Raw genomic sequence first — 21204 nt, forward strand, 5'->3', positions numbered from 1 at the left:
CGTAAATTTTTTAATTCAGTGTTTCATCCAGCCAATCGTACATGACGGCATTGGCAAACATCACATTTCCAACCTGGCAGTGCGTGCTTGCACCGCTCTCATCATCAAAGCAATAGCTGCTGCCCTGAACCTGTTTGATAAACGCCTGGCTTTGCCTTTGCGGCTCCTCACCCTCCCCGCTGCCAATCAGGGCCAGCGCCGGGCATTGGATTTGTTTTAGCGCCGCTTCGTCCACTTTAAAGCGGGCGATGTATTCAAATGTTTTGCGAAAGGTTTCTCTGCCGTATCGCTGCATCAGCATTTCACATTGGAACTTCACCTGACGAGGCATCATATCCTCAGGAATATCCGGCAAATCCTTAACCCCAAAGTCATCGGTTTCAGGTATGTCGCGAAGCGGATCAATGCCTGCAAACGCCGTCATGTAAGCATAGAGGTCAATAATAGGTGAATTGGCTATTAGGGCACCGAGAGGATGTACATGGCACGCCGCTCGCGTGGCGAAATAGCCGCCAAAGCTAATGCCGCAAAGTGCAATTTTCTCAGGGTTGACTTCTTTAAGAGTAATAAGTCTGTCCATCAACACCTGGATGGCACGTTCATAATCGGGTTTGAAGCAGGACGTTTCATTCACACGCCAGGTATCCATTTGTCCTGGGCCTGCAAATACCACAATATTATAGCCGCGTTCGAGCCCTGCCATGCCGCGCATTAAAAACTCTTCTTCCAGGGTGCCGTCAAATCCACTGACAATGATAAGAGTCTTGTGATTGCGCTTCCCCTTTTTGGGAAAAAAGGCATAAGCCGGCAGCATTTCACCGTCCAATTCCAACATCAGGGACTCAAAATGATGATCCACGCATCTCATCGCCTGCTGGAAACTGGAGCGGGCCTTAAAGCCTAACTGTTTATGTTCCGGCGTGATGACCGGACTGTAGTATTCGGCAGCCCTGAATGAATTGCATGCCTTAATTAACTGGCCATACGCGCTGACTTTATGCTGCTTAGCCAAACGGGCAAGCCCATCCTGCAACTGGTGATTGGCCAAGCGGGTAAACACATGAACCCAGTCTTTGGGTTCATTGTCATGGATGTCGTTGACTGCAGCAAAACATTCGCCAACGGAGGAAGCGCCATAGGCTGTTGCACCCAACTGGCGCAATAATTGGAAATCCATTTCAGGGTCGGTAAACCCCTGTACCTTGATAGACCCCCGCTTAAGATTCGCCATACTCACCCCGATTTTATTTCTAGTGATTAAAATTTAGATTATTGCGCCTCAATTTGCCATCAGCTATGCTGTGCACAATTAATCACAGTGACCCAAGGATTTGCAATGAGACTATTTTATGCCCTTTTATTTGCCTGCTGTTTAACCCCTCTCTGGGCTGCGCCTTATCCTTCTAACAATGTGCACCAACACCCCAGTCAGGATCAAGCCCTGGCAAGAGCCTTGCGAATTGGCACGGATACGGATGGCAAACCCCTGTTTCTTTGCCTGGCCCGCCTGTTCAACAGTACGCAACCGGGGAAAACCTGGGCGGGGTATGGGCGCTGCAATGTGCCGTATGGCGGTAAGGAATACATCGTCAATGATTACCAGGTTCCACCAGCCAATGCCTTTGGCAATGTGTTCTGGCAGAATGCAGGCGGTGCGCCGCTGGCCATTGGTCGCGACACCAACGGCAATCCTCTGTTTTTATGCCAGGCTTATTTCAAGGGCAGTAAACAACCCGGCAAAACCTGGCCTGGTTATAACCACTGCAATATTTCTTATGCGGGACACGAAATTATTACTGATAATTACCGTATCCTGGGTTCGGATAGCGGACAGGCCAATTACCACCAGCACGCCAGTCAAAATGCACAGCAACAGTGCATTACCGGACCGTTCAGTAATAAAGCCTGCGGTTATAATTGCATCAAATCCATGAATAATGTCGCCTGCGCCCCCTCTCCGGATCAGCAATGCGTCAGTGATAACTTCGGGCGTATTGTCTGTGGGTATGGTTGCGTGCAGTCACCATTCAAAGTTGCCTGTGCCAGTCGCCGCTCTGAAAATTGTGTCATCAATTCATTTAATGAGATTCGCTGCGGCAGAAATTGCAGAATGGATAACTTTAACAGGATCCAGTGTAATTAACGCCGTTCATAAGAATAGAATGTAACATCGTAGGGATTTTTCTCATCCGCCTGTCTGGAAAGCATCTCCAGACAGGACCACTCGTTCTCCTTCCATGACGGAAAAAAGACATCCGCATCAAACAGGTGATGGATGACTGTCAGATAAAGGCGAGTGGCCAACGGCAAAGCCTGTTCAAAGAGTTCCGCCCCTCCAATAATCATGGCTTCAGGAAACTCCGAAACCTGTTCAAGCGCCTGGGACAGGGATGACACCGTAACCACATCAGGAATCTTAGACTCCGTGCGGCTGAGAACGATGTTCAGGCGACCCGGCAATGGCCGGCCAATCGAGGCAAAGGTTTTCCTGCCCATAATAATCGGTTTGCCCATGGTGATTTTTTTAAAATGAGCCAAATCAGCGGGAAGATGGCAGAGCAACTGATTGTTTTTACCCAGGCCGCGATTTTCATCCACAGCGGCAATGAGACTGATAATGGTCATGAATGGCCTCTCGCTCGAACCATGGTCAACGCCGTGCGTACCGCAGCGAACAGGCTTCCTGTGTCGGCATGGCCTGTTCCGGCCAGTTCCAACGCCGTGCCGTGATCCACTGACGTACGAATGATGGGCAAACCTAATGTGATATTCACAGCATGATTAAAACCAGCATACTTAAGCACAGGCAATCCCTGATCATGGTACATGGTCAGATAAACATCGCATTGGTCAGCCTTTTGTGTTGCAAACAGGGTATCCGCGGGAAAAGGCCCACTCACATTAATGCCCTGTTGACGTAAGGAAGCCAGCGCGGGTTCAATAATATCAATCTCCTCTCGACCCAGGTACCCGCCTTCCCCGGCGTGAGGATTGAGTCCGGCAACAGCAATCCGCGGTTCTCGAATACCAAAATCCCTTTGCAGAGACTGATGAACCTGTCTGGCCACGCCAATGATCAAATCCTGGTTTATTGCCCGCGGCACCGCACTTAAAGGCAGATGGGTGGTCACCAGAGCGACCTTCATGGCTTCACAGGCCAGCATCATAACGACCTCATTGACACCAAAATAATCAGCAAAAAATTCGGTGTGGCCAGTGAATGGAATACCGGCTTCATTGATGATGGCTTTGTGAACCGGCGCTGTCACCAGCGCCGAGAATTCACCTGCAAGGCAAGCTTTGGCACTTGCCGTCAACAGATCCAACACGTAAAGGGCATTGCGTGCATCAAGTTGCCCCGCGACGACTGGTGCAGGACAGGGTAACGATAACACCGTGAGTTGCCCGGGTTGGGCATGGAGAGGGACTTGAGGGTGGTAATCCTGAATTTCAACATCTAAACCGAGCATTTTGCCGCGCTGCTTTAAAAGCTGTTTATCACCGATTACAACGAGGGGTAATTCAAGTCCGGCCAACGAAAGACACAAATCAGGTCCTATACCAGCCGGTTCACCGCTGCTGACCAGCAGCGGCTTCATGCTAAATCCTTATCCAGAATTTTAACATAAGCATCCGCTCTTAAATGCTGCTGCCAGTTTTGCACCGCCTCGGTAAATTTACGCTGCTGCAGAAAGGCGCGAACCTGTTGCCTTTTGAATGTTTCGGTGTCATCGACCTTTTTACGGCCAAGAACCTGAATGATATGCCAGCCAAAGACCGATTTAACCGGTTTGCTGATCTTGTTAATGGGCAAGGCATCCATGGCTTTTTCAAATTCCATCACCAGTTCACCGGAATTAACCCAACCTAAATCGCCGCCTTTTACTGCACTCGCCGCATCCAGCGAATACTGCTTGGCCATGTGAGCAAAATCTTTACCCGATTTCAATTGCTGGTACAGATTATTGGCCTGCTTTTCCGCTTCAACCGCTGTCATGCTGGCATCCTGTTTCAGCAGGATATGGCGTACATGGGTCTTCACGACTTCATGCTTCTGCTCTGCCCCGCCAATAGCAATCAGCCGAATCAGCTGGAAACCGTTCCCTGTACGAATGGGACCGGCAATCTGGCCGGTTTTCATGTTCACCACCTGTTTGGCAAAGACTTCAGGCAATTCCGCCAAATGACGCATGCCCAAATCGCCCCCTTCCAAGGCAAACTCACCGCTTGATTCGGCAATCGCCAAACGGTTGAAGTCCTCCCCTTTTTTGATTTTGGCCAATAATTCCTTCGCCTTTTGGCGGGCTTTATTTAATTGTTCAGTCGTCGGCTCTTCCGGCAACGGGATGACAATGTTCTGCAAGTGATAGGTAAATTGGGTTTTATCCTGAAATTGCGCTGTTTTAAGATAGTCTTCAACCTGCTCATTGCTGATGGCTGACACGTCCTTGCCCACAGCTTTCTGCTGCACGCGGCTGATTAAAATTTCCTTGCGAATGTTTTCGCGATAGCTCTGCCAGCTGATCCCCTGACGCGTTAATTCTTCACGCAATTCAGTGAGAGTCAGGTGGTTATTGGCGGCAATCTTGTTGATGGCCTCATTCAGCTCCGTGCTGTCGACCGTCATGTCGTTCTGCTTAGCCAGCTGCAATTGCAAATCCACATCAATCAAATGCTGCAATACTTGTTTGCGCAGGGTTTTTTCAGGCGGCATCTGCATTTTTCTGGCTTGCATTTGCTGACGCAGTGCTTCCACCTGAGTATTGAGTTCGCTTGAGGTAATGACGCCGTCATTGACAATAGCCACCACGCTGTCTAAAGGCTGAGCTAAGGCAAGGGTTGGCAGTAACATGGCCAAAGAGACAATCCGCTTTAACATCCAATTTTCCTCTAAATTGTTTTTTTGCCGCCATTTTGGTTTATTTATAACCAAAAAACAAGCTTTGATTAATTAAACGCCATTATGCCTTCATTGATGAAAAGTATCCACATAGCTCGGCAAATATGTGCGAATCATGCCGATGGGATCGCTGTATCCCAATGAGCCTAAGCCTTTTAACAGAAACTGTAAATAAACATGGTTGTTGTATTGAGGTTGAAGGGTATTACTCAGGCTTTGGAAAGAACGTCCTCCGACCAGTCGCACAGCCCAACAACAATTATCGTACTGCACGCCCAGAAAGGACAGCATTTCATAACGTTTGCTGATGTTGTAACTGAATGCGCCGAGCGTGCTCCATCGATCATTGAATGGCCAGGCATAGGATACCGTGGCCTGATGCAATGGATTTTTCTGAGGTTTAACCGTACTGCGTGCCACCTGAGTGATATCGCCATTAACCAGGTAGGTATACCCTACATTAATAATGCGGTTAGCCTCGGGCTGATAGTGAAAATAGACATTGCTGTTATCGGTACTGCGGGTATAGGGATCCCACACGTAATCGCTGGTCACAGTCCACACAGGATTAAAACGGTACATGCCTCTCGTAGCCACAGGGGAAAAATCAGCCAGTGGTGATAAATAACCCAGCAATGTCGGCGGATCGATGCAATCCGGCTTGCCGGGACGATTGCGGCAAAGCTGGACTCGCCTGTCTTCAAAATAACGGATTTGTCCTACCGTCACCTGGGCTTTTTCAACCCCGGATTCATCCGCAATCCATCGTGAGGTGAGGCCATAAGCCAATTGATTGGCATCGCTGATGCGATCGTAGCCGGAAAAACGATTCGCACGAAAAACCTGATCCGTATTAAAAATCATGTAGGCTGAATCAAAAACCGGTATCTCGGACTGATCCACAAAAGGCGTATAAAGATAATAAAGCCTGGGCTCCAGCGTTTGAGTAAATGAACGATTCATTATCCTCAGGGGACGGTCAAAATAAAGACCTCCGTCTGCGCTTAAGCGGGGAATAGTGGGGCTGAATTCAGAATCAGGCATAACCCCGTTTCCCTGGATATTGTAATAATTCTGCACCAACTCAACCGTTGGCGTGAAATACCCCCAAGGTTTCATCTGCGGCAAGGAAAGCACAGGATTGAAATGATAACGCGGCCCTTCCGGTTGCTCGGTGAAACTGTTATCAGGCCAGTGGAATTGATCAAACTGATTATGCAAAATCAAATTGCCGTTAAACGGCAGGTCGTTGTAGTTGCCTAAGGCCACCAATTGCGGCAGACGCTCATAAATGTCGCTGACAGGCGTCTGGTTAACCGGCTGCAGGGTCTGGTAACTTTGCAGGGTTGAGCGGAACAGCCAGTGATCCGTGGTATAGATTAAATCCCCCTGACGCAACAACTGCCTCTCGGTCAGCACCGACAGATTGCTGCTGAAATCCTGTAGAAAATAATCGTCCGACACCTGTTGGTAATTAATCCGCAGGCGAAGGTTTGGAGCCAGCCGGGTGATGTCATTGTATTGCAGGGACCAGCGATTACTGGATTCGTTACGCAACGCCGGAAATTCCAGTTCGTTATCGCGCAGAAACTGGTTATAGGCACGATCCTGAGGTAAAAAGCGTCCGTTAAAAATACCCGTTGAGTTTTCGGTCAGATAACGGAATTGCCCACCCAGCATCACACCGCGGCGCGTGTAAATCTCGGGGGTTATCGTGGCGTCATAATTAGGCGCCATATTCCAGTAATACGGCAGGGCAAAATTAAACCCTCCAATGTTGGATGAACCCAGTGTAGGCAGCAGGAACCCTGATTTTCTGTCTTTGGAAGTGGGGAAACTTAAATAAGGCGTATAAAACACAGGAACATCCCTGACGCGCAAACGGGCATGACGGGCAACGCCGGTGGCGGTGGAGTCATCCAGCGCAATGGAATCGGCTTCAATCTGCCAGGCTTTATCCTGCGGGGCGCAGGTGGTGTAAGTTGCCTTTTTTAAAAAATAATCCTTGTTGGCAAAGCGTTCAATAAAGCTGGCCCGCCCCCAGGCCGGTAAAGAAGCGCTGGGGCGGGGTGAATTAAAGCGGTATAACACGTCTTCTGCCTGTCCGGAGCGATCCGATGGATTGATGTTTACTTTTCTGGCAATCATCAGGCGCCCGGGCTCAAGGTAATTGACCCGGCCTAACAATTCAATGCGGTTAACCTGATTGGTTTTGGCGTCACGGTACACATAAGCGGTCTCGGCATTGACAATGCGGCCGGTTTGATGGACCTCGACATTGCCCTTCAATGTTGAGCGGCCCTGATTGTAAAAGGACACTTCATCCGCCTGAATACGGATTTCATCGTCTTCAGCCAACGGCTCAACATCCACCGGGCGGTAGGCCCCCCGACACATCGGCAACGCCGAACTCTCTTCCCAACCTAAACATTGGGCAATTCTGGCCCGAAGCATGGGATCAAGCACTGCCTCGCGTGGAATGATACAGGCCTGCACCGGTTCAAGCCAGGTTTCTGCCGCACTGGAAGCGTCCTGGTAAAGCAGGATCCCGAGCGTTATCAGGAAGAACCCCGCTGCTGCAACCGGCTTTAAACCGCGCGGCATTAATCGATAATATCTAATGTTCACCGTCACCAAAATACCTTATGATCCTGGTGCACATTGTGCACAGTCATTTAAACGCCCCTGATATTTTCAGTCAGGCAATGGGTTTGGAGTATAACATGCAACATCGTCAAAGCGCACTGAGCAAATGGCTTCAGAGCGTGCTTCCGCGGCAACACTATGAGTTAGTGTCTTTAACCGGGGATGCAAGCTTCAGACGCTACTATCGTCTCCATTATAACGGCATTAGCCGCATCGTCATGGATGCGCCCCCGGATAAGGAAACCATGAGGCCGTTTTTGCTGGTTGGCGATTTATTACGACAGGCCGGTGTCAGGACACCCACAGTGTATGCCTGCGATGAAGCCCAGGGATTTGCCATGCTCGACGATTTTGGCGACACCCTGTTGCTCTCGCAGTTGACGCCCGATCGTGCAGACTCGCTTTACCGTCAGGCGCTTGCCAGTTTAATCGTTATGCAGCAATGCGCTACGGCCAGCCCTCGCTTTTTGCTCCCCTCCTTTGACCAGTCCTTCATGCGGCAGGAGTTAGGGTTGTTCTCCACCTGGTTTCTCGACAGCTATTTGAAACTTGAACTGACTTCGGCTGAACAGACCATGCTTGAACAAACCTTTGACTGGTTAATGACTGAAATCAGCCGTCTGCCTCAGGTTTTTATCCACCGGGATTATCACTCCCGTAACATCATGATTCTTGAATCGGGGGAATTGGGCATTATTGATTTTCAGGATGCCATGAGAGGCCCGCTAACCTATGATTTGGTGTCGCTGCTTAAAGATTGCTACGTCCAATGGCCCTGTGAGCAGGTTCGTGATTGGGTTCACTGTTTTCACGCCCAGTCCGTCATTGCCCAACAATTACCGTTTCAGGATTTTTTCCGCGCTTTCGAGTTATGCGGTCTGCAGCGGCACCTGAAAGTTCTGGGTGTTTTTTCGCGCCTGTTTATCCGCGACCACAAGCCAGGCTACTTAAACGACTTACCGCTGACTATGCATTATACCCTGGCCTTCCTTGAATCCTGCGAAGAATTACAGCCCTTTTACCAATTCATGCAACGCAGGATTCAACTACCATGAAAACAGCGATGATTTTAGCGGCTGGACGCGGTGAACGTTTAAAGCCAGTAACACTTTATACCCCTAAAGCCATGTGCCGGGTCCAGGGTATACCACTCATTGAACGCCATGTGGTTAATCTTGCGCGGGCAGGATTTGAAAAAATCATTATCAACCATGCCTACTTAGGCGGACAGATTCGCCACCATCTTGGCGATGGCCGGCGTTTTGGAGTGGCTATCCATTATTCCCCGGAACCCCCAGGTGGACTTGAAACCGGTGGCGGCATTCACAATGCGCTTAGTCTGTTGGGCGATGAACCGTTCCTCACCGTCAATGCCGATATCATTACCCATTACGATTTCACCCGTCTGGCCCTGCCTCAGGGTTCACTGCTGCATCTCGTGCTGGTACCCAACCCCGCCCATAATCAGGCGGGAGATTTTGGTTTGACAGCAGAAGGCCGGTTAACCAATGATCGGGTTTACACCTATCCGGGAATTGCCTGTTATCATCCTCAGGCGCTTAAGCATTGCCTGCCAGGACGCTACTCGATAGTACCGCTGATGCGTGCCCTGACGAGAAACCAGCAGGCCACAGGGGAATTGTTCCGGGGCGTATGGCTGGACATCGGCTCGACCGACAGGCTCAACCAGGCCAAAACCGCGGCCTGTGACTAACCTGACTTTCCCAATTTATCAAGGGTGACTCCGGGACAGGTGATTAACCGCCCATGCGCCCGCCGCTTGTTGGGGATTCGGCCGTGGAAGGCACTTCCGGGCGGGTTTCCTGCGGGGCAGGAGTCGCTTTTCCTTTTTTGGCCGTATCCTGGGCTTCGCGACGTTTATCGGCCGTCTGCGCTTGCTCGGGGTACTGATGTTGCTGCACAACGACTTCCAGGCCCCGATCCTGAAGAAACCGGCCAAATCCTTTTTTCTCATCCGCCATCAATTGCATGATTTTTTCAGGATCAGCCCTTAAGGGGTTACCTGCCTTGTCTTTGACAATCTCACCGTGTTCATTGGTTTGATAAATGACGCTGCCTTTGCTTAAATAATTATTTTCTGCCAGCCAGGCATTAAACAATTTATCGAGAGACTCCACCGGCACGCCTTTCAAAGCCATCCCTTCTTCACTGTAGCCGCGAAGCAACTGCGCCGCCTTGCTGACCGCCACATCCATTTTGACAATGCCTTTGATAATGGCCGTGATGGTTCGGACAGCGGCCTCGGCCAGATGATGCTGCAGATTTTGAAAATCGGTGCGCATCTGTGTGTCGCCATCCCAGGGAAAGCCGCGGGCATCGCGCTGGTAATGGGTATTTTTAACAAAATCCTTGATCTTATTGAGAATCGGCTCTGACTTTTTGTAAACGTCGCCACCGGCTTCTTTTAGGATTTTTTCAAATTGCTCCAGAAAATAATCCGCTGCCTCAGGGAATTTAAAGCAGGCTAAGAGGGCATCCTTGTCGGGTAATGGTGTTACTTTAGGCATTCTTACCTCTCGCTATCTTTACCAGTGCAAAATGCTGGGAAGGGCGCTCAGCATTTTTATTAATTATTAATCAATTATAGCAATCGGTACTGGCAAAGCAGTACCGATTATTTCAAAGAAATGGTTAAAAGAACGTAAAGTTTAATCGACCGGATTGGGTAAATTATCCGCCACGGACGTGAATGTTTTGTTTTTCATGGATTCGAACGTGAATTCATCCACCTGCATGGCATCCCATCGCGCCTTTTCAACCGCGACTAAGTCATCCATTTCCTGTTGCGTCAATTTCCCCTGGCTGACTCTTTCCGCCAGCTTCACTTTCATGTCATCCAATTTTAAGCGGCGAAGATCACTGACTTTTTTATACAGGTCAGCGTTTTTCAATACCATCTGCAGAGTCTCTTCCATTTTATCCACGGGTTGCCGCCGATCGCCTGAGAGGTAAATGCGTTTTTTAATGCGATCACGGTAATGGTTATTGGTCATCATCCGTTTGGCCAATTGATGATCAGCCTTGTCGCTGGGGTAGCGCATGGTTTGTCCCAGCGGGAAAGCCAGCAGGCGCATGACCACACCCAGAGTGCGGGAAGGAAAATTGGCACAAAAGGCAATCATCGCGCGCTGGGCGTGATAAAAGCAGTAATCCACCGCCCATTGCGCATGCAGTTTCTCATCCGCATGTTCTTCATTCTGCTGGTAAGTCAGAAGAACGCCCATGGCCATGTAGAGGTAAGAAAGGCCGTCAGCCAGACGAGCGGACAGGCGCTCGCGGCGTTTTAAATCCCCACCAAGATAAATCAGAGATAAATCGGCCAACCAGGCGTAAGCATGGCTTAAGCGAGCCAGGCGTTGATAGGCTCTTTTCATACCGTTATTGGGGGCACTGATAAAAAGACCGCCAGTCCAGCCCGAACAAATGGTTTTGGCAAAATTTTGCATGAAATATTGGATGTGTTTCCACAGCAGGGTATGAAAGGCCGATTTGTCTTCCCGTGAAATGGCGTAAAATTCATCGCGAACATAGGGATGGCACGCCATCGAACCCTGACCAAAGATCAGCAAATTGCGGGACATGATATTGGCCCCTTCCACTGTCACCGACACTGGGATGCCTAAATAAAAGCTGGTCATGTAATTGCGTGGCCCTACCACCACCGCACGACCGGCATGGATGTCCATGGCATCATTAATGACAATTCTGGCCAATTCGGTATTGAAATATTTGGTAATTGCCGAAGCCACGGAAGGCTTTTTGTGTTGGTTGACCGCGGCCACCGTCAGCAGGCGCGTGGCATTGATGAGGTAGTTCAAACCAGCGATCTCTGCCAGTTTTTCCTGAATTCCCTCGAATTGACCAATGTCGACATTGAATTGACGGCGAATGTGAGCAAAGGCCCCCGTAGCCAGATAGGCAATGGTGGAGGACGCAGCGCCAAGTGCGGGCAGCGAAATCGAGCGGCCGATGGACAGACACTCCACCAGCATTTGCCAGCCGCGTCCGGCATTCTTTTGGCCGCCGATGATGGTGGTGATGGGGACAACAATGTTTTTGCCGCGGATAGTCCCGTTCATAAAAGGTTGATCGGCCGGCAAATGGCGATTACCGATTTCCAGATTTTCAGTATCGCGTGGAATTAACAAACAGGTGATCCCTTCTTCGCCTTCACCCTGTAACAAGCCATCCGGGTCTTTGAGGTTAACCGCGAGACCGATGAGCGTGGCCACGGGTGCAAGTGTAATCCAGCGTTTGTTCAAATCAATTTTTAAATACAATTCCGTTTTGTTGCCCACTTTTTTCTTCATCACAATCGCCTCTGACTGGATAGAGGTCGCATCGCTGCCGGCGCCAGGCTCAGTCAGGGCGAAGCAGGGAATGTCGACGCCTTTGGCGAGATTAGGCAAATATTGCTGCTTCTGTTCATCCGTGCCGTAGTAATGCAGCAACTCGCCCGGGCCAAGCGAGTTGGGAACCATCACGGTCACCGCGGCGACACCGGAGCGGCTGGCAATTTTCATGACGATGTCAGAATGGGCGCGTGCAGAAAAACCCTTACCGCCAAATTCCTTGCTGATGACCAAGCCAAAAAAGCCATTCTTTTTTAAATAGGACCAGACTTTCTCTGGTAAATCACCGTGTTGAATAATTTCCCATTCATCCAGCATGTCGCACAGCGTTTTGGTCTCGTTATCAAGAAAAGACTGCTCTTCATCGGTTAAGGATGTGGACACCGCGCTTAGTTTCTGCCAATCCGGCGTACCGGTAAAAATGTCTTTTTCCAGCCAGGTTTCACCGGCATTCAGCGCTTCTTCTTCGGTTTTGGACAGTTTAGGGATGGCTTTTCCTGAGCGGGCATAAAAAAAATCAGTGATGGCCTGGCGCAAGGGTTCGGCCCTGACAACCGCCACAGCCGCGAGAATGCCCAATGCAACAAGGATCGTTAGCACCCAGTGCATATCCAGATACAGCGTCGCGATAAGCAGGTACACAATACTGCCAGCTTCCCAGAGGATGGGACTCATCGCCCGATAAAGGACAATCAGGGTAAATGCCAGGTAGGCAATCAACAATAGCGTAGCGGCCATAATGGTCTTCCTTTTAACAGCCAAACAGAGTGGAAATGAAACCTAAGTATATACTGTTAATAGCAAAATTGGCGAGATCGGGCGATTGAAATCCTGATTAACTATCGAGGACTTTGTTCAGTGTCACCTCAGGGACAATCACCGGAGCGACCGGTTTGGGTTTGCGCCAGAAATTAAACCAGCCTGTGGTTGGAGACTTTGGCGGCTCTAACGGTTCGGCTTTGGCCACATCCGGGATCACGGAAATACTGGTCAATAAGGCATCGACTTCTTCGCTGACGACAACCTGGGGCTTTTCAGTTTTAATATCAAGCAGGATAAAGCTGGATTCACCGAGATGGCTGCTCTCGTCCAGGGATTTCTTACCCTCTTTGACTGTAACGTTCTGCTCATCCAGTTTTTGTTCTGGTTTTTGCCAGCTAAACAGCCGCCCGACATAGTCCATGACACGGAAGAAACCGCTGACTAAGGTAGCCGTATACCCCGAAGCATCAACACCCTGCACAGTTTCCAGCGTTTTGGGATGGGTTTTTTCATAATAAGCCTCCAGATCAATCCATGCTCGCTGCTCGGCAGGCGCAAGGTTCGCTTCCTGTTTTTTTACAGGCTCGGCGGGGACGGGAGGGACAGGCTCGTCAGGGTTCTGCATGGCATCGGTCATCTTTTGCATCACATCAAAAGAGGGGTGTAATTGTTTAATCTCGTTAAACATGGCCTTGTATTCGGCCAGTTTCTGCTCATAGTCATCCGTGTTTCGCACATCGTTGCTGGACAATTCGAGGACTTTCTCCGCCTCGTTGATTGCCTTATCCAGTTCCTCCAGGGCCTTTTGCAGGTCACCCTCTTCGGTTTGGGCAATCAGGGCCTCGACCCGACTCATCGCCCGGTTAACGTCATTCAGTGCGGCCAACTCCACCTCGACCTGGTCTTGAGCAGGATACACCCGAAAGGCATTGCGCAAACGCGCGATGGGGCCAAAGGCAAACGCATTGGCAATTTTGGCCACCAGAAAATCGGTCAACAGGGTTTTAAGTAAAGCCAGCCCTAAACATTTCAAGACAACCACCGTGATTAATCCCGCTTTTTTAGCATTGGAATAATCAGGGTGATTGCTGATGTCATTGAATTCCTTGCGGTGTGCGAAAATCTCTTTACCCATTTTGATGGTGAAACGCACCAGGGCCATGACGCCAAGAACCACCGCCCCCGCGATTGTAGCCGTTCCACCCACCGCGCCACCAACACCAAGCAGAACCAATAAGGATTGTAAGGCGCCAGATGCGCCCCCGATGGTTGTCAGCGGCGCAATGATGGATGCCCAGAGCGACGTAAAAGTCACGGCCTCGTAAAACCATCGCATAACGGTTACCGCCAAACGGGGGTTATTGCCTTTATCAAGGTCGTATTCCACGGCCACGACGCTTCGTCCAAGACGCGGCGGTTTCGCCGTTTTCAATTCCTCTCGAGCATCAATTTCGTGCTGAATGTCAGCTTTTGCGGCCCGAAGCCGTTCAATAGCCCGCTGTTGAAGTGCGGCCGCTGCTTTTTCTTTCGCAGGTTTTAACAACTGCATCAGTCGAGCGGATGATTGAGCAACGGCTTTTTCTTCTTCTTTTTTAAGAGAAGCTTCATCCGTTTCCATTTTTTTAAGGACCTTGGCTAGAGTTTCTATCGCCTGTTGCTGTAACTTGTATTTTTGATCGGCCTCCAGTTTTTCCGATGCTTCCAGAGCCATCAGCAGGTAGCGGTTGACTAAAGCGATGCGGATAACGTTGTCATTGTCCGGATCGCTTAAATCCAGGTTTTGAATTAAAAATAAAAGTTGATCCTGTGTTTCTTCTACAGCTGAGCGCTCACGAACCGGTTGGGTATTATCCTGCAACCGTTGATCCAGCGCAGTGAAAGCCCCCATGAGCCTGTCTTTTTTATTCTCTCTTTCGTCAGCGTCCTTCTCTTCTCCAAGAAAGGCATTAAAGAGGTAGCCGACGCAGGAAGCGGTCCATTCCGGGTCCGCCTTCGGATTTTGGCGTTTCAGGGCCTGGTACTGGAGGTAATAATAAGCAAAAGCATCCCTGTCAGCCGATGAGGCGGCTTTCTTGTCGGCACTGATGGCATAAGCATAGGCGCGACTTTCCATGGTTTTTTTCAACTGCACACCCAACAGCATGTAGAGCCTTTCTTTGGCAATATTAGCCACCTGCAGGGTTTTATCGGCAATCACATCACCGTATTCCGTGGCCATTACGGCAAGAAATTGTCCCAGCAGATTCCGCATTTCCTCACTCTGCATCATCTGATAGGCAATAATGCCCATGAAAGGATACGGGAACAAATTCATTAACGTGTCTTTGTTAATGTTGCTCACTATTTTTTGTACTGATGTTTTAAGGAATTGGCTGCCCCAGGCCAGGAATGATTGTTCATTTATTCCAAGCAGGGTATTTAACAGCTGATCCATCTGCGCTTCCTCGGCCGGAATAAGATGGTCGACACTTAAAGGATCCGTCAAGACGGGCATTAACTCCGGAATGGGCCTAGCATTTAATTCATCGTGAAATGTTTTTTGCGCCTGATAAATTTCACTGGCATCCGAATCCTTAAAATAGTAGGTCAGGAGATTATGGAGAAAATTATCATCGGGTTTGTTGGGTTCATTTGCCGGCCAGACCGTCCAGGCAAAGCGGACCAGTTTGCCGCTTAAGGACGTAAACGAAAGACTCTTAATCCCTTCTTCCACTTTTTGCCCGCTAATCCAACCATCAAGCGCTTGAGCCAACGTACCAGGATGGTGGGTAATCGCATCGTTGAGTTTATTAATGCTTGCTTTTACGCTGTCAATGTAGTTTATCTTTTTTAGACAGAGTGCATGCAAGTCGCTCCCTGCGTCACATAATTCCAATAATCTGTTGCATTCCTTTTTCTGATCATCAAGTCCGTTCAGCAGGTATTGCAGTGTTATTTTGATGTTTGGAAGCGCCTGAGTTGTAATAAAATGAACACGCGATTGGTGCGGTGTCGGGCAAGGCTCAGGGTTGGCATCACTGGCCGGGAATAATTTGCAGAATGATTTTTCCAGCGAAGATGCCGCAGTGAACAAGTCCTTGCAGGCGGCGAATTCAGCCGTGTTGGCAAAGACTGATTTGAGGGACTCATAATCCTGTCTCGATAATCTCTGCCTGGATTTAAGCTTGGCATAAATGGCGGGCAAATGATTCGTGTCAGCCTTATTGATAGGGTCAACTCTTGGCTCATCGTAGCCGATGACACGCTCCAGCAAGGGTATAAATTCATTCCCCATGGCATCGAGCAGCATGGCTTCAATGGCAGGTTTCAGGAAGCGTTGGCTGTATGCGTTCAGGGTGGGGTTGTCTTTCCTGCTGTTTATCGCCTCCATCGCCAGTTTCAGGGCCATCATGATTTCAGACAAGGCTTTAAAATCGTTTGCCTGCAATGCCGCATTAAACTGGCTCTGCAATTCCTTAAGCTGATGAACCATCAACACCACATCAAAAGCCCGGAAATCCTCGCTTCCCAGTGAGGCAGGCGTCGGCTTGTTGCTTTTTTGGTCGGCAAATTCTTTCAGGCGTTGGTGTAACGGAATCGCCAGATCGCTTTCATGAAGGCTTTTTCTGAAGGCTTTGAAATCGGAGTAAGGGAATTTCGCTTGCGTGTCTTTATATAAATCGCGAATGTACGCGTTAAAGAACCGCTCAATCAAGGGTTCCTGAATATCGCTTCGAACAGCCAGCTCATAAAAGCTAAGATACACCAGCGCGGCTTCCGCCCCACCAGCCTTGGCGCCAAAGGTATGAAAAATTTCGGCAAAATCATCCTGCCGGTTGGTTAAATACTGTCTTATGGATTCCGGGATAAAGTAGGTTAAACGGTTGTAAAATACCCCGAATCCCTCATAAGCCGCCTGCATCAAATTCTGAATCCCATCCGCTTTCTGGTGCAATTCCTGATAATAACGGCTGGTTTCCCGCAACCAGGGCGGCAGCAGGCTTTCATCCACCTGCGCGGTGACATCGGCCATCTGATCAAGGTTAGCGAAGATTCTGCCAATCTGGGCGGCTCGGTCGATTACATTGTCATTGGCAATGGCTTTTCCTGTCGCCTCCGCGGCGCCCCAAAGGCCACTCGCCAATTGCTCGCACTGATGAACGGGATTAAGCAGGGTATTTTGGATCACATCCTGCAGGGAATCAAAATGGATGCCGAGATGAGACAATAATTTCTGACGGGCAGCGGTTTTTTTCGGATCATCGACCGGGAAAATTTTTCCCTTGGCTTTTACAAGCCGTTCATTGTGCTGCATGACCTGTACAATGAAGGGTAAAAGCTCGTCTTTAATCTGATCAATTAATTGTTCATCCATGGGTAATTCAGGCAGGGCAATCTGTACAGCCAGTTTTAAGGCTTCCGTCAGTCGGTGCTCATCCAGCGACAGACTGACCACGTCAAGCACGCGGGTCAGCATTTCCGCGCTTTTACGGGGGACGTAATTAATGCCCTTGTTATTGGCCACGCCAACACAGAATTTTTCAAGCACAAAGGGCAGAGTCAGCAGGGTATCTAAATAATTACGGTGTGCATGCAGGGCATCGAGATACTCCCTGCTTAAGGTTTCGCCGAGTTCTTCGCCATGGATTATACTGACTGACATGTCCTCAGGCGCATTGGCCAGCGTTCGAATCGCCATTTCAGTGTTTTTACGGGCTTTATCAAGCTCGCTTAAATAGCCGGTTTTGAGTAATTTCACGCCCCAGGGATCACGATTGGCCTGCTGAACTTCATCGACGATGCTTTGAGCAAATTCCTTGAGCAGAACCAGGGTGCCGGCACTGGCTTCATCATGCCAGGCTAAAGGCAATGCCTGGCATAACTTGTTCCATTTGTCTGCCTTAAGCACCATTTGCCGCCGCAGGGCGATGTGCAGGTGAAAAGCATAAGCCGCGGGGTTACAGCCGGCTTTGTCTAAAGTAAAACCACATAAGTCCAGAATGAACTGACTTAATCTTTTTTTATCATTAGCAATTAGATTGCTCTCTGTTTTTGCAAGCATGACAACTCAAAATGCCCAACTATTATTCATTGAGTATAAAACGTATTTATTAAGGGAATATGATATGCCATGACGAATGGTTTGCATTTGCAAACTGACTCCAGCGGTAAGCGCTTTTTTTGCCCCACGAAGAAAAAAAGGCTTTTAATAGCCCACCCCCATGAAATAGACTAACTTAAGAATCACCCAGTCAATCCGCCTATGAAAAAACGCCTGGTTTGGAATTTTGAAATTGACCCTACGCATGCCGAGCAATTCCCACCCCTCGTGCCTGCTGCCAAAGAATCCCTGCGTTGGGAAGCGCGTTATTTCTGGCCGGAAAATGACATTGCAGTCCTTCATGGCTTAAGCGATTATTATCTTGATTTAACCCGTTATGAAAGCAAACACAGAGAAGACACCTACCACCTGCTTCTTCCCTTTGACTTCAATATTAAAGTCAGACGGGGCGAACTCCTGTACAAGCCTTTACTCGACCAAACCCCGCTGTTACTGGGGTTTGGTAAGAAAATACTCCTCCATGAACAACCCTCTGAAGCGGTTTTACCTGGAACCGATGGGCTTTCAGCACGGCAACTGCTGGAATTTGTTGAAAAAGAGTCACGCCTCATCACCGTGGAAAAGGAAGCGCTCATTCATCAATTGACCAATGAGCCAACCATTAAACTGGAATTGTCGCGGCTTAAAATCGGCTCGGGTATTTTTTTCAGCGCCTGCCTGGAAGGGCGGTCGCAGGCCCTGGTTCAAGCCCTTGCCCGGCATATTTTTCCCGATCTCAAGCCCTGCGATTACGTGCGCTTTCTGAAACAGCAGGTTGATCATGATTAATACCCTCCTCGCTTTAATGGCAAGTTTCGGCAAAATTGGCTTTATCTCGCTGGGCGGTGGTAATTCCATGCTGAAATTGATTGAATACGAAGCCGTGGTCTACCGGCATTGGATTAGTCCCGAAGAATTTGTCAACATGGTTGGTACGACCTTTTTATTTCCCGGTTTAACTGCCGTAAAATTGTCAGCGGTCATCGGTTACAAAGCAGCCGGCTTCTGGGGCCTGGTCCTGGCCGTTGCCAGCATTAATTTACCGGGTTTGATTTTAGCCGTACTGGGTTACCGATTTTTAAGCAGCAGCACCAGTGTCCTGGCTCATAAAATCATGGTTTCAGTTCAGTATGGAGCCCTGGCCTTGCTGGCCGCTGCCTCGTTTTCAGTGGCTCAGGGGGTGGTGAGTATGTATTATTCCCTTTCCATCAGTATTGCGACGGTGTTATTTTTCATTGCCCTGGTTTATTTGCAGTTATCGCCGTTTTGGGGATTTATTGCCTTTATCGGCATTTGCTTTTTTATAGTAAGATAAACAGGCGAGAAATTTGCTTGTATTGGCGAATGAGGCCACCTTAATGGAGGAGATCGGTGTGAGCGAATCTCTGGACAATCCGGAATACTACATCAATCGCGAGTTCACTGCCCTGGCATTCAATGAACGGGTTTTACAACTGGCTAAAAATGAACGCGTCCCCTTGCTGGAACGCATGCGTTTTTTATGCATATGCAGCAGTAATCTCGATGAGTTTTTTGAAATTCGCGTTGCCGGTTTGAAAGAAAAAATCGCCCTGTCGTCCCGCAAACCCAATATCGATGGGTTAACGGCCGATGATGTGTTTAATCATTTAAGCCGCAAGGCCCATCTGCTGAGCGATGAACTTTATGAGATTTTCAATCGCGAACTGATGCCGGCGCTGCGCAGAGAAAACATTTATTTCCTCGGAATTGATGAGTGGAGCGAAGACATCCAGTTGTGGGCCAAGCATTATTTTAAAAATGAAATTCTACCCATAGTCAGCCCCATTGCGCTGGATCTGGCGCATCCGTTTCCGCGTTTATTTAACAAGAGCCTCAATTTCATTATTGCTTTGCAGGGCCGGGACGCCTTCGATCGCAGCATTGATTACGCGGTGGTTCATGCGCCCCGCTCTCTGCCGCGCATGATTCACCTTCCCTCCGAACTCTGCACTCCAGGCGGCAGTTATTTTGTTTATCTTTCATCCATTATTCAAACGCACATCCACAGCCTGTTTCCGGGCATGGAAATCAATGGCTGTTATCCTTTTCGTTTAACACGAAACAGTGATTTATTTTTGCGCGAAGAAGAAATTGAAGATCTGGCAGTCGCCGTACAGCGCGAATTGTTCTCCCGCCATTACGGTCATGTGGTCCGGCTTGAAATCGACAAAAAATGCCCGCCGCACATTGTGGATTTTCTTCTGCAGAAACACCACCTGCACCATGAAGACAGCTATTATTGCGATGGGCCGGTTAATTTGCAGCGCTATGCCAGCGTCATCAATCAAATCGATCGCCCCGACCTGAATTATCCGCCGCTGCATGTCCAATACCCGACGTTTCTCAATCATAAGCGCAACCTGTTTAACGTCCTTGATGAGCAGGACATCCTCCTGCACCATCCTTTCCAGAGTTTTGATGTGGTCATTGATTTCGTGCGCCAGGCCGCGGCCGATCCGAACGTACTGGCCATTAAACAGACCTTGTACCGCACCCGCTCGGATTCCATCATGGTGAAAGCCCTGATTGAGGCAGCGCGCTCAGGCAAGGAAGTAACTGCCGTCGTTGAATTGCGAGCCCGCTTTGATGAAGAATCAAACCTTAAACTGGCCAACCGTCTGCATGAAGCCGGGGTGCTGGTTCTGTATGGGGTCATGGGCTATAAAACTCATGCCAAAATGACACTGGTGGTCAGAAGAACTCACGGCAAGCTGAAGCGTTATGTTCATCTGGGGACAGGAAATTACCATGAGCAAACCGCCAAACGCTACACGGATTTTGGCTTGTTAACCAGCGAGTCCACCATTACCGCCGACACGCAGATTATTTTCCAGCAACTGACTGGCTTGGGTAAAACGGTCAAGCTCAAAGCCTTGTGCCATTCACCTTTTACACTGCAGAAAAACCTGCTGCAATTGATTGAGGATTGCGCCGCCACCGCCAAAGAAGGCAAAGAGGCTGAAATTATCATCAAGGTGAATGGCCTAACCGACAAAGTCATGGTAAAAGCGCTTTACCTTGCCTCTCAGGCGGGTGTTAAGATTACACTGCTGGTGCGAAGCCTCTGCTGCCTTAAACCGGGAATACCCGGCATCTCCGACAATATCCGCGTCATTTCCATTGTTGGGCGCTTTCTTGAGCACCACCGCATATATTATTTCCGCAAACAGGAAGAGGAATTTTATTTCTGCTCCAGCGCGGACTTGATGGAGCGCAATCTTTATAACCGCATCGAAGTCATGTTTCCTATTCTCGATGAGAACTGCCAGCGGCGCATCAAAAATGAAATTTTTAAAAACTACCTGAAAGACAACCGCAATGCCTGGGAAATGCAGGCGGACGGCAGTTACAAAGCCTTAACCCATGGCGCCTACAGCGCTCAGGAAAAATTAATTGACCTGTATTCTCATAGCAACGAATAG

14 protein-coding genes are annotated in these 21204 nt (G+C 49.2%); 6 read left to right on the top strand and 8 right to left on the bottom strand.

Annotation, left to right across the window (positions count from 1 at the left end; all coding sequences use genetic code 11):
• Positions 1–10: 10 nt before the first annotated feature.
• Positions 11–1231, bottom strand: coding sequence for an alpha/beta hydrolase family protein (locus Lrub_RS12720; RefSeq protein WP_058532481.1), 1221 nt, complete (start codon positions 1229–1231; stop codon positions 11–13).
• Between the two features lie 105 nt (positions 1232–1336).
• On the opposite strand from Lrub_RS12720, the gene Lrub_RS12725 reads away from it, so the two are divergent.
• Positions 1337–2143: a DUF3421 domain-containing protein gene (locus Lrub_RS12725; protein WP_058532482.1), complete on the top strand. Its 807-nt coding sequence runs from the start codon at positions 1337–1339 to the stop codon at positions 2141–2143.
• On the opposite strand, the gene Lrub_RS12730 is transcribed toward Lrub_RS12725, so the two are convergent.
• From Lrub_RS12730 to Lrub_RS12745, 4 genes are all read right to left on the bottom strand, one after another.
• On the bottom strand, positions 2140–2625 hold the full coding sequence (locus Lrub_RS12730; protein ID WP_058532483.1) for a dihydrofolate reductase: 486 nt from the start codon (positions 2623–2625) through the stop codon (positions 2140–2142). The genes Lrub_RS12725 and Lrub_RS12730 overlap by 4 nt on opposite strands.
• Positions 2622–3599, bottom strand: a complete 978-nt coding sequence (pdxA, locus tag Lrub_RS12735; protein WP_058532484.1) for a 4-hydroxythreonine-4-phosphate dehydrogenase PdxA — start codon at positions 3597–3599, stop codon at positions 2622–2624. Before pdxA ends, Lrub_RS12730 begins: the two co-directional genes overlap by 4 nt.
• Positions 3596–4879 carry a peptidylprolyl isomerase gene (locus tag Lrub_RS12740; protein WP_058532485.1) on the bottom strand — a complete coding sequence of 428 codons (1284 nt, stop codon included), beginning with the start codon at positions 4877–4879 and terminating at the stop codon, positions 3596–3598. The genes pdxA and Lrub_RS12740 overlap by 4 nt, the downstream gene beginning before the upstream one ends.
• Before the next feature lie 90 nt (positions 4880–4969).
• Positions 4970–7504 carry an LPS-assembly protein LptD gene (locus Lrub_RS12745; protein WP_058532802.1) on the bottom strand — a complete coding sequence of 845 codons (2535 nt, stop codon included), beginning with the start codon at positions 7502–7504 and terminating at the stop codon, positions 4970–4972.
• A gap of 119 nt (positions 7505–7623) precedes the next feature.
• Here Lrub_RS12745 and Lrub_RS12750 point away from each other — a divergent pair, with 119 nt between their 5' ends.
• Together Lrub_RS12750 and murU are read left to right on the top strand one after the other, a co-directional pair.
• Positions 7624–8601, top strand: a complete 978-nt coding sequence (locus Lrub_RS12750; protein WP_058532803.1) for an aminoglycoside phosphotransferase family protein — start codon at positions 7624–7626, stop codon at positions 8599–8601.
• Positions 8598–9260, top strand: coding sequence for an N-acetylmuramate alpha-1-phosphate uridylyltransferase MurU (murU, locus tag Lrub_RS12755; protein WP_058532486.1), 663 nt, complete (start codon positions 8598–8600; stop codon positions 9258–9260). Before Lrub_RS12750 ends, murU begins: the two co-directional genes overlap by 4 nt.
• A 43-nt stretch (positions 9261–9303) precedes the next feature.
• Here the strand turns inward: murU and Lrub_RS12760 are convergent, their stop codons facing one another.
• The 3 genes from Lrub_RS12760 to Lrub_RS12770 form a co-directional block, all read right to left on the bottom strand.
• Positions 9304–10074 (bottom strand): hypothetical protein, encoded by a 771-nt coding sequence (locus Lrub_RS12760; RefSeq protein WP_058532487.1) that lies wholly within the window; start codon positions 10072–10074, stop codon positions 9304–9306.
• Between the two features lie 141 nt (positions 10075–10215).
• Positions 10216–12657, bottom strand: coding sequence for an acyl-CoA dehydrogenase (locus tag Lrub_RS12765; RefSeq protein ID WP_058532488.1), 2442 nt, complete (start codon positions 12655–12657; stop codon positions 10216–10218).
• A gap of 97 nt (positions 12658–12754) precedes the next feature.
• Positions 12755–17722 carry a hypothetical protein gene (locus Lrub_RS12770; protein WP_058532489.1) on the bottom strand — a complete coding sequence of 1656 codons (4968 nt, stop codon included), beginning with the start codon at positions 17720–17722 and terminating at the stop codon, positions 12755–12757.
• Between the two features lie 201 nt (positions 17723–17923).
• Between Lrub_RS12770 and Lrub_RS12775 the strand changes: the two genes are divergently transcribed.
• The 3 genes from Lrub_RS12775 to ppk1 are packed head-to-tail and all read left to right on the top strand — an operon-like array spanning position 17924 to position 21204.
• On the top strand, positions 17924–18550 hold the full coding sequence (locus Lrub_RS12775) for a hypothetical protein (RefSeq protein WP_058532490.1): 627 nt from the start codon (positions 17924–17926) through the stop codon (positions 18548–18550).
• On the top strand, positions 18543–19076 hold the full coding sequence (locus Lrub_RS12780; RefSeq protein ID WP_058532491.1) for a chromate transporter: 534 nt from the start codon (positions 18543–18545) through the stop codon (positions 19074–19076). Before Lrub_RS12775 ends, Lrub_RS12780 begins: the two co-directional genes overlap by 8 nt.
• A 58-nt stretch (positions 19077–19134) precedes the next feature.
• Positions 19135–21204 carry a polyphosphate kinase 1 gene (gene ppk1, locus Lrub_RS12785; RefSeq protein WP_193392358.1) on the top strand — a complete coding sequence of 690 codons (2070 nt, stop codon included), beginning with the start codon at positions 19135–19137 and terminating at the stop codon, positions 21202–21204.

The organism is Legionella rubrilucens (genome assembly GCF_001468125.1).
Classification (GTDB): domain Bacteria; phylum Pseudomonadota; class Gammaproteobacteria; order Legionellales; family Legionellaceae; genus Legionella_C; species Legionella_C rubrilucens.

Coding starts and splice junctions, on each gene's coding strand:
- Lrub_RS12720 (WP_058532481.1), bottom strand. CDS start 1,231: ATGGCGAATCTTAAGCGGGGGTCTATCAAGGTACAGGGGTTTACCGAC.
- Lrub_RS12725 (WP_058532482.1), top strand. CDS start 1,337: ATGAGACTATTTTATGCCCTTTTATTTGCCTGCTGTTTAACCCCTCTC.
- Lrub_RS12730 (WP_058532483.1), bottom strand. CDS start 2,625: ATGACCATTATCAGTCTCATTGCCGCTGTGGATGAAAATCGCGGCCTG.
- pdxA (WP_058532484.1), bottom strand. CDS start 3,599: ATGAAGCCGCTGCTGGTCAGCAGCGGTGAACCGGCTGGTATAGGACCT.
- Lrub_RS12740 (WP_058532485.1), bottom strand. CDS start 4,879: ATGTTAAAGCGGATTGTCTCTTTGGCCATGTTACTGCCAACCCTTGCC.
- Lrub_RS12745 (WP_058532802.1), bottom strand. CDS start 7,504: ATGCCGCGCGGTTTAAAGCCGGTTGCAGCAGCGGGGTTCTTCCTGATA.
- Lrub_RS12750 (WP_058532803.1), top strand. CDS start 7,624: ATGCAACATCGTCAAAGCGCACTGAGCAAATGGCTTCAGAGCGTGCTT.
- murU (WP_058532486.1), top strand. CDS start 8,598: ATGAAAACAGCGATGATTTTAGCGGCTGGACGCGGTGAACGTTTAAAG.
- Lrub_RS12760 (WP_058532487.1), bottom strand. CDS start 10,074: ATGCCTAAAGTAACACCATTACCCGACAAGGATGCCCTCTTAGCCTGC.
- Lrub_RS12765 (WP_058532488.1), bottom strand. CDS start 12,657: ATGGCCGCTACGCTATTGTTGATTGCCTACCTGGCATTTACCCTGATT.
- Lrub_RS12770 (WP_058532489.1), bottom strand. CDS start 17,722: ATGCTTGCAAAAACAGAGAGCAATCTAATTGCTAATGATAAAAAAAGA.
- Lrub_RS12775 (WP_058532490.1), top strand. CDS start 17,924: ATGAAAAAACGCCTGGTTTGGAATTTTGAAATTGACCCTACGCATGCC.
- Lrub_RS12780 (WP_058532491.1), top strand. CDS start 18,543: ATGATTAATACCCTCCTCGCTTTAATGGCAAGTTTCGGCAAAATTGGC.